The following is an 8,864-nucleotide window of genomic DNA, read 5'->3' on the forward strand; positions in this document are numbered from 1 at the left end:
GCTCCGCCTGCGCCGCCCGCGCCGCTACCGCAGCGGGCGGCGGCGGCGGAACGTCAGCAGCAGGATTCCGCCATCGACCACGCCGGCGGCGGCCAGCGACTCGTGCTCGTTGAGAATCTCCCAACCGTGCAGCTTGACCACGAAGTCCTCGTGGTACTGCGCCTGCGGAAAGAGCGCGGTGAGGGCGTGCTTCTTCACCGTCTCCACCGTGTCGGTGGGCGGCGCCTGGATGCGCACCGTGTCCCACACCTCCGGCATCTCCACGCGGATCGTGATCGTCCGCTCGTCGTGCATGCCGAGGCGGATCGTGTCCGTCCGGGCGCGCAGCTGGGTGGCGAAGGGCGCGGTCATGCCACCCCCGCCGGCGCCGCCATCGGCGGCAGCGTGGTGAAGAACCGCGCCAGCTGCATGGTGAACAGGTACGACGAGCCGGTCACGCGCGAGCCGCCGTCCGCCGGCGCCGCAGCGATCACGATCTCCTCGCCGCCCTGGCCGCGAAAGCTCGCCCACCCAGGCCCCTGCTCGTCGGGAAACGCCGCGTACAGCGGATTGCGCCCCGCGAAGAACTGCCCGGCCCGCGCCAGCACCTCGGCGGCGGCCAGCGGTGTGAAGCATTCCTGCATCGTCTCGTGTGACGGAGTCATGACGGTCATTCCGGGTTGATTCTGTTGCCGGGGGGCGTGGCCCCCCGCGCCCGCTCGGCGGGCCCTTCGTACACCAGCGGCAACTCGACGCGCAACGTCGAGCCCTCTCCCGGCGCGCTCACCAGGACGATGTCTCCGCCCAGCAGTCGTGCCGTCCGGCGCGCCAGCGCGAGCCCGAGGCCCGCCCCTGCCCGCCCCCCGTGCGGCGCCGATCCCTCGGCCCGCCGGAACTCGTCGAACACGTAGCGCTGCGCGTCGAGCGGGATGCCCACTCCCGTGTCCTCCACGCGATACACCACGCGGTCCTCGTGCACCTCCACCGCCGTCCGCACCTCGCCGGCCTCGGTGAAGGCATACGCGTTGGCGAGCAGTCCCGCCAGCAGCCGCACGATGCGGCGTCGATCGCTGGCCATCGTCGGCGCCGTCTCCGGCTCGACGCTCTGCAGCGCCACGCCGTCGCGGCGTCCGCCCGTGAGCGTCAATGCTTCGCGCATCGGCTCCCGCGCGTCGAACGCGCTCACCGCCGGCTCCACCCCGCCCCGCTTCAACTCCGAGATCTCCAGCAGGTCGGCGATGCGCGCCAGCAGCATCTCGCCGGCGTCCTTCACCTGCGCCATCGACCGGCTCTCGGCGCCGGCGTCGGGTGGCGCGTCCGCTGCCCGTGCCCTCGAAATGTAACCGACCAACTCGGCCAGCGGCGCGCGCAACTCCGTGGAGATGTTGGCCAGGAATTCATCCTGCAGCCGCCGCGCTTCGAGCGCCGCCGAGTATTGGCGTTCGAGTTCGGTGTTGGTGTCCACGAGCACCGAATTGGTGCGGCGCAGGTCGTCGATCAGCCGCGCCTTCTGCGCCGTGGCCGCCATCTGATCGGCCACCATGCGCAGCAGGCTGCGCGTTTCGGCGCTGAGGCCGCCGGCGGCGCCGAAGTAGAACGTGACCGTGCCGAGCACCCCGGACCCCGTCTGCAGCGGGAGGGCGACGAGGGAGCGGAAGCCCAGCTCGGTGGCCACCTCCTGCCAGTCCTCGAGCGAGGGATCGGCGAAGATGTCGGGGACCTCGATGGCCCGGCGCTCGCTGGCCGCCTCGCCGCTGGGGCCGAAGCCCAGCCGCACCCGCATCTCGCCCAGGAAGGGCGTGTACTGCTCGGGCCAGTTGTGCGCGGCGGCCAGCCGCATCAGCTCCGACGCGCCGTCCACCAGATAGACGCACGCGAACGTGGCGCCCACCACCGGGCTCACCCGGTCGAGCGCGAACTGGAAGACCTCTTCGGGGCGATCGGCGGTGAGGAAGGCGTGAACGATCTCGCGGACCGCCATCAGCTCGCGCAGTCCGAAATCCACGCCCTCTGCGGGCGTGCGAAGGCGTGTCTCGCCTGAGATCGCGGGGGCCCGGCTCACAGCGTCAATGTACGACAGGAGCGGAAAAGCTGCCAGACGTTTGTTTACACGGTTGTTTATGGGCCGCCGAGCGCCGGCGGACCGGCCGTCCGGGCCACCGGGCTGCTAGCCCTTCTTGGCCAGCGCCCGGATCTCCACCCGGTGCACCACCACGTTGGGCGGCGTGGCCAGCACATGGGCCACCGCCGCCGCCACGTCGTCCGGGCGGAGCGCCCAACCCTTGGACGCCGGATCGCCATCGCCGAACGCCGTGGCCACGCCCCCGGGGCTCACCACCGAGACCTTCACCCCCTGGTCGCGCACCTCGAGCATCAGGCACTCGGCAAAGCCCATCACCGCGTGCTTGGTGGCCGCGTAGGCGGTGCCGCCGGGGAACGCGCTCCGCCCGGCGATGGACCCGATGATCACCACGTGCCCGCGCTGACGCGCGACCATGCCGGGCAGCAGCGCGCGGGTGACGTGGTAGAGCGCGTTGAAGTTCACGTCCACCTGGCGATGCCATTCCTGGGGCGTGAGCTCGAGCAGCGGCTTGAGGATGCCGACGCCGGCGTTGTTCACCAGGACGTCGGCGTGCACGCCGGCCAGGGCGTGCGCCACGGCAGCGGCGTCCGTCACGTCCAGGACGAGCGGCGTGCAGCGGCCGCCCGACGTCTCGATCTCGGCGGCGAGCGTCGCGAGTTCGGCGGCGGAGCGGGCTGCGGCTACGATGTCGTGGTCGGCGGCGAGCGTGCGGGCGATGGCGCGACCGATGCCGCGCGAGGCGCCGGTGATCACGGCGGTGGGTCTGGACATGACGACGCTCCTCGGCGCGATGCCGCGCGGTGAAGACTACCCCAGCAGCCGCTCGATGGAGCGCACCAGCGGCGCGAAGCTTAGCGCCTTGCCCGACACGCGCTGCGCCTGCTCCTGCGCCAGTTCGCGCTGTCCGTGGCCGAACAGCTGGCCCACGATCCACGGCCCGGCCGCGGGGTTGCGCCACCAGTCCTCGTCGAACCGCGCGGTGAGCGTCTCGGTGAGCAGCGCCTGGAGCTGCCACGCGCGCAGGTAGCGCGCCGAGTAGTAGCGCGCGTCCACGTCCACGAACGCGTCGGCGGGCGCGTAGCGGAACGTGGTGGCGTCGGTGAGCAGCTGCACGTAGAGATCGGGGAGCGCGCCCCAACTCACGTCGCCGCCGTACAGGTGCGTCTCGTAGATCAGCTTGGCGCAGTAGCGCCGCAGGAACTGCAGTTCCTCGAAGCCGGCGCTGCGCAGGAACCTGGGGGCGTCGGCCTTGCTCAGCGACGCGTACCGCGCCAGCCAGCGCGGATCCTGCATCATGTGGTCGAACAGCATCGCGTAGCCTTCGGTGACCGAGTTGTCGCCCATCCACCGGTACTCGAAGGGCAGCGACGGATCGGTGTACGCGAAGTGCAGCGCGTGCCCGAGTTCGTGGAGAAAGGTGTTCCAGTCGCTCTGCCCGCCGTGGGGCCGCAGCACCAGGTACACCTCGTCGGGCACGCGCACCGGCGAACAGAAGGCGCGCGACCGCTTGCCCTCGCGGTCGCCGGTGTCGAACACGATCCGCCCGTCGGCGTCCGGCGCGATGCCCATCTCGCGCACCTGGCCGAGGATGCGGTCCTGCATGCCGTTCCACGGAAATCCGCCGTCGAATTCGCGGGCCCGCATCAGCGCCAGGGCGTCGGCGCGCGTGGCGTCGGCGGGCGGGATGCCCAACCCGCGCTTCACGAACTCGGCGTACACGTCGTCCCACATCGACCGCGTATCGCGCAGGAACCGCTCGCACTCGGCGCGCAGCTCGTACAGCGAGAAGCCGGCCATCAGGTCGAACGTGGCGTTGTAGCCGCCGCCCAGATCGAGCCCCTCCACGATCTCGCGCTCGCGCTGGAAGCGCTCCAGGCGCAGCGGAGCCAATTCGGCGGCCACGAGCTTGGCCCGCGCCGCCTCGAGCGCCAGCCGCTCGGCGCGGTCGGTGGAGTTGGCGATGTCGATGGCCACGCGCTGGAAGGGCACGCTGCCCCCGGGGGTGGCGATCACGGCGTGGCTCTCCCACGCGATCTCGCGCTCGTCCAGCGCCGCCAGCTCGCGCGACGCCTGCGACTCCACCTGCCAGTCGAGCAGCTGCCGGAGGCCGCGATACTCCTCGGTGTCCGGCGGGGCGGCGCGGAACGCGTCGAGCACCAGGGCCAGCGATTCGTCGCTCATGATCGCGCCGTACTGCGCGTACAGCGGCTGGAGTTCGGCCGTGGCCTTCTGGCCGGAATGCGCCAGATAGTATTCGCGCGAGATCGCCTCCATGAACGCCTGCCCATCGCGCCGCAGGCGGTCGAGCGAGAGCGCGCTCACCGGGCCGCGCGCTCCGCGATCAGCGCGCCCACGCGCTCGGCGGCCACGCGCTCCTGGACGAGCGTGTCGCGGTCGCGCAGGGTCACCGTGCCGTCGGCCATCGTCTGGCCGTCCACGGTGATGCAGCACGGCGTGCCCACTTCGTCCTGCCGGCGGTAGCGGCGGCCGATGGCCCCCGACTCGTCGTAGAACACGGGGAACGACCGGCGCAGGTCGTGGGCCAGCTTCTCGGCGAACTCCGGCATCCCGTCCTTCTTGACGAGCGGGAACACGCCGGCCTTGATCGGCGCCAGCGACGGATGCAGCGCCAGCACGGTGCGCCCCTCGGTCTCGCCCTCCACGGCCTCTTCGCGATAGGCATTCACGAGCACGGCCAGCGCCGTGCGGTCGGCGCCCACCGACGTCTCGACCACGAACGGCACGAACCGCCGGTTGTTGGGCTGGTCGAAGTACTCGAGCTTCTTGCCCGAGAACTCCTGGTGCCGGCTCAGGTCGAAATCGCCGCGGTGGTGCACGCCCTCGATTTCCTGGAAACCCAGCGTGCCGCCGAAGTCGAACTGGATGTCGAACGCGGCCCGCGCGTAGTGGGCCAGCTCCTCGGGCGTGTGCTGGTGGAAGAGCAGCCGCGATTCGTCGAGCCCGAGCGCGCGGTGCCAGGCCATGCGCTGCTCCTTCCAGTATTCGAACCACTGCATGTGGTCGCCTTCGGGATCGACGAAGAACTGCATCTCCATCTGCTCGAACTCGCGCGTGCGGAAGATGAAGTTCCCGGGCGTGATCTCGTTGCGGAACGCCTTGCCGATCTGGGCGATGCCGAACGGCACCTTCTGGCGCGTGGACTGCTGGACGTTGAGGAAGTTCACGTAGATGCCCTGCGCCGTCTCCGGACGCAGATACACCACGGCCGCGCTCTCCTCCACCGGCCCCATGAACGTCTTGAACATCAGGTTGAACATCCGCGCTTCGGACAGCGTGCCCTTCATGCCGCAGGCGGGGCACTGCGCGTCGGGCGTGCCCGGCGTGCCCTTGATCCTGGCGTCGTCGGCGCGGAACCGCTTCTTGCAGTTGCGGCAGTCGATGAGCGGATCGGTGAACCCGGCCACGTGCCCGCTCGCCTCCCACACCTTGGGGTGCATGAGGATCGCGGCGTCCAGCCCTTCGATGTCGTCGCGGGCGCGGACCATCGCGTTCCACCAGCGATCCTTGATGTTCCGCTTGAGCTCCACGCCCAGCGGCCCGTAGTCCCACACCGATCCCGTGCCGCCGTAGATCTCGGAGGACTGGAAGATGAAGCCGCGCCGCTTGCAGAGCGACACGAGCTTCTCCATCACGTCGGGATATGAACTCGTCGCCATAATAAAGAGAACCCTGAATGGGCAGTGGGCGGTATGCGGCGGGCCGCGCGCCGCGGCGGACCGTCGCGCGCGAACCGCCAACCGTTCAGAGCTGAAGTTAAACCCGGAATCCGCCGTCCGTCAGGAATCCAGCTCGGCGCTCAACCGCGGGCTGTCCGGCGCCGGCCGTCCCAGGAGCCGGGCCACGATCCGGTCGCCATGGTAGCGCCCGTTCTCGATGAACACCCGGTTGGCGTCATAGCCGGCCACCACCACGCCGGCGATGAATACGCCCGGCACATCGGTCTCCAGGGTGGCCGGGTCGTGGGCGGGCACCCCGGTGGCGGGGTCGATGGTCACCCCCGCATCGCGCAGCAGCGTGAGGTTGGGCGCGAACCCCGTCATCACGTATACCAGCGACGCGGGCACCCGCTCCTCGCCCGCCGGCGTGGCCACCAGCACGGCGCCGGGCCCGATGGCGGCCACGCGGGCCTCCCACCGCACCGCGATGCTCCCCTCCCGCACTCGGTTCTCGAAGTCGGGCAGCACCCACGGCTTGATGCGCTTGTCGAACGTGGGCCCGAAGTGCACGAGCGTGACGCGCGCTCCCGAGCGCCACAGATCGAGCGCTGCTTCGGCCGCCGAATTCCCGCCGCCCACCACCACCACGTCCTGCTGGAACGCCTCGTGCCCCTCGCGGTACTCGTGCGCCACGTGCGGCAGGTCCTCGCCCGGAACGCCGAGCTTGTTGGGCGAGCCGAAATAGCCCGTGGCCACGACCACGGCGCCGGCGCGGATCACGCGCTCGTCGCCGGCACGGGAGTGCGTATGCACCCGGAACGCGCCCTGCGTGCCCTCGATGGCCCGCACCCGCTCGTACTGGCGCACCTCCAGCCCGAAATGCTCCACCACGGCGCGATAGTACGCCAGCGCGTCGCGCCGGCTGGGCTTCTCGGTGGCCACCACGAACGGCATGCCGCCCAGCGACAGCTTCTCGGCGGTGGAGAAGAAGCGCACGTACGTGGGATAGTGCGTGATCGTGCTCGCCACCACGTGGGCGTCCACCACCACGGCGCGCAGCCCGGCGCGCTGCGCCGAGATGGCGGCGGCCAATCCGCACGGTCCGGCGCCGACGATCAGCACGTCGACGTCCACGCCCTCGTGCGTCATTCGAGGCCGATGATCTGGTCGCGCCGCGTGCCCACGCTCACGTACGTCACCGGCGTGCCCACCGTGTCCTGCAGGCGATCCAGATACCGCCGCGCCGCCGACGGCAGGTCCGTCAGCCGCCGCGCCTGGGCGGTGGACGACCGCCATCCATCCAGCCACTCATAGCGCGGCGTCACCTGCTCGAGCGCCGCCAGGTCCGACGGGAACTCGGTGTGGACCTCGCCCTCGTATTCGTAGCCCACGCAGATGGCCAGCTTCTCGAACGTATCGAGGACGTCGAGCTTGGTGACCGCGAGATCGGTGAGCCCGTTGATCCGCGCCGCGTACTTCACCACCACGGCATCGAACCATCCGCACCGGCGCGGCCGCCCCGTGGTGGCGCCGAATTCGTTGCCGAGTTTGCGCATGTGTTCGGCCTCGACCTCGCCCAGCTCGGTGGGCAGCGGGCCGTTGCCCACGCGCGTCGTGTACGCCTTCACCACGCCGAGCACGGCGTCGATCATCATCGGCGAGATGCCGGCGCCGATCGCCGCGCCGCCCGACGTCGTGCTGCTCGACGTCACGAAGGGATAGGTGCCGTGATCGATGTCGAGCAGCGAACCCTGCGCGCCCTCGAGGAGGATGGCCGCGCCGGTCTGCCGCGCGCGATGGATCACCAGGCCCACGTCCTCGGCCAGCGGCAGGAGCCGCTCGGCCAGCCGGTCGAGCAGGGCCAGCGTGTCGTCGCAGGTCACGCGCTTGTCGCTGCCGAAGCGCTGGAGCTGCGCGTTGGCGTGGCCCACGCCCTGTTCCACGAGCGCCTGCAACCGGTCGCGGTGGCGCAGATCCACCACGCGCACCCCGCGGCGGGCCACCTTGTCCTCGTACGCGGGCCCGATGCCCCGCCCCGTGGTCCCGATGGCCTGGCTGGCGTGGCTCTCGCTGTCCACGAGCTTGTGGTATGGCAGCACGAGATGCGCGCGGTCGCTCACATACAGCCGCCCCTCCACGTCCACGCCGTCGCGCACGAGGCCGTCGATCTCGGTGAACAGCGTGTCGGGATCGAGCACCACGCCGTTGCCGATGGCGCACCGCACGCCCGGATGCAGGATGCCGCTGGGAATCTGATGGAGCACGAAGTGCGAGTCGCCCAGGTCCACGGTGTGGCCGGCGTTGGCTCCGCCCTGGTAGCGCACCACCCAATGCGCGCGCTCGGCCAGCACGTCCACCAATTTGCCCTTGCCCTCGTCGCCCCACTGGGCGCCCACGACGACGATGGTGCGGCGATTGTCTGCGAACATGCGGCTCCTGGGAGGTCGAACCCGTAGGCAACGAAAAACGCCCCGGAGTTCCCCGGGGCGTTGATTGAATCTACCGGTCGAGCGGGAGGTGTCAACGAGCCGCGTCCAGCGCGAGGATCACGACGGCCATCAGCGTAACTCCCTGACAGCGGTGGCGAGGAGTTCGGCCACGGCGTCGATGCCCGTCCCCTCCAGTTGCCCTACGGAGTCGCGGGGCGTGTGGATTCGAAGCAGCGTGGCCACGCCCGCGCGGCTCACGGTCACCGCGCGCCAGCCGGCCCGCGTCAGCGCCACGCCATCGGTGAGAATGCCGGCCGGCAGCCGCCGCGCCGCCACCGGCAGCGCGAGCGCGCGGGCCGCGCGTTCCACGGCGGCGGCCAGCGCCGCGGAGCGCCGTCCGGAACCGAGCACCGCGTACGCGCCGCGGTCGTCCACGGTGTCGCAGTTGATCGCCGTGCCCGCGGCGCGCGACGCCGCCCATGCGTGCGCGCCGGCCAACCCCATCTCTTCGGCGTCGGTGAGCAGCACGCCCACCGCCACGCGCGGGTCGAGCCGCCGCGCCGCCGAGAGCACCGCCACCACCCCCGACGCGTTGTCCACGGCGCCGGGCGAATCGTTGCCGGTGCCCACGAACATCAGCAGCGCGCCGCCCACCGCGCCCACCGCCCCCGAGATCCACAGTTGCGGCCAGCCGCC

9 protein-coding genes are annotated in these 8,864 nt (G+C 70.9%); all 9 read right to left on the bottom strand.

What is annotated here, in order from left to right:
* Window positions 1-24: 24 nt before the first annotated feature.
* Window positions 25-351 carry a hypothetical protein gene (locus tag VNE60_08735; GenBank protein HVB31592.1) on the bottom strand — a complete coding sequence of 109 codons (327 nt, stop codon included), beginning with the start codon at window positions 349-351 and terminating at the stop codon, window positions 25-27.
* Window positions 348-653 carry a hypothetical protein gene (locus VNE60_08740; GenBank protein HVB31593.1) on the bottom strand — a complete coding sequence of 102 codons (306 nt, stop codon included), beginning with the start codon at window positions 651-653 and terminating at the stop codon, window positions 348-350. Before VNE60_08740 ends, VNE60_08735 begins: the two co-directional genes overlap by 4 nt.
* On the bottom strand, window positions 650-1,984 hold the full coding sequence (locus VNE60_08745) for a GAF domain-containing sensor histidine kinase (GenBank protein HVB31594.1): 1,335 nt from the start codon (window positions 1,982-1,984) through the stop codon (window positions 650-652). The genes VNE60_08740 and VNE60_08745 overlap by 4 nt, the downstream gene beginning before the upstream one ends.
* Window positions 1,985-2,146: 162 nt before the next feature.
* The gene (locus VNE60_08750) at window positions 2,147-2,833 is read right to left on the bottom strand and encodes an SDR family NAD(P)-dependent oxidoreductase (GenBank protein ID HVB31595.1); all 687 of its coding nucleotides are present in this window, start codon (window positions 2,831-2,833) and stop codon (window positions 2,147-2,149) included.
* A 36-nt stretch (window positions 2,834-2,869) separates the two neighbouring features.
* On the bottom strand, window positions 2,870-4,384 hold the full coding sequence (locus tag VNE60_08755) for a hypothetical protein (GenBank protein HVB31596.1): 1,515 nt from the start codon (window positions 4,382-4,384) through the stop codon (window positions 2,870-2,872).
* A complete protein-coding gene (locus VNE60_08760) occupies window positions 4,381-5,739 on the bottom strand; it encodes a glycine--tRNA ligase (protein HVB31597.1) in 1,359 nt (452 codons plus the stop codon). The genes VNE60_08755 and VNE60_08760 overlap by 4 nt, the downstream gene beginning before the upstream one ends.
* Before the next feature lie 120 nt (window positions 5,740-5,859).
* On the bottom strand, window positions 5,860-6,888 hold the full coding sequence (locus tag VNE60_08765; GenBank protein HVB31598.1) for a YpdA family putative bacillithiol disulfide reductase: 1,029 nt from the start codon (window positions 6,886-6,888) through the stop codon (window positions 5,860-5,862).
* On the bottom strand, window positions 6,885-8,168 hold the full coding sequence (locus tag VNE60_08770; protein ID HVB31599.1) for an adenylosuccinate synthase: 1,284 nt from the start codon (window positions 8,166-8,168) through the stop codon (window positions 6,885-6,887). Before VNE60_08770 ends, VNE60_08765 begins: the two co-directional genes overlap by 4 nt.
* A 129-nt stretch (window positions 8,169-8,297) precedes the next feature.
* The coding region (locus VNE60_08775) for a M28 family peptidase (GenBank protein HVB31600.1) at window positions 8,298-8,864 on the bottom strand (567 nt) is incomplete at its 5' end.

The sequence above is a fragment of the Gemmatimonadaceae bacterium genome (assembly GCA_035533755.1).
Taxonomy (GTDB): Bacteria; Gemmatimonadota; Gemmatimonadetes; order Gemmatimonadales; family Gemmatimonadaceae; genus JAGWRI01.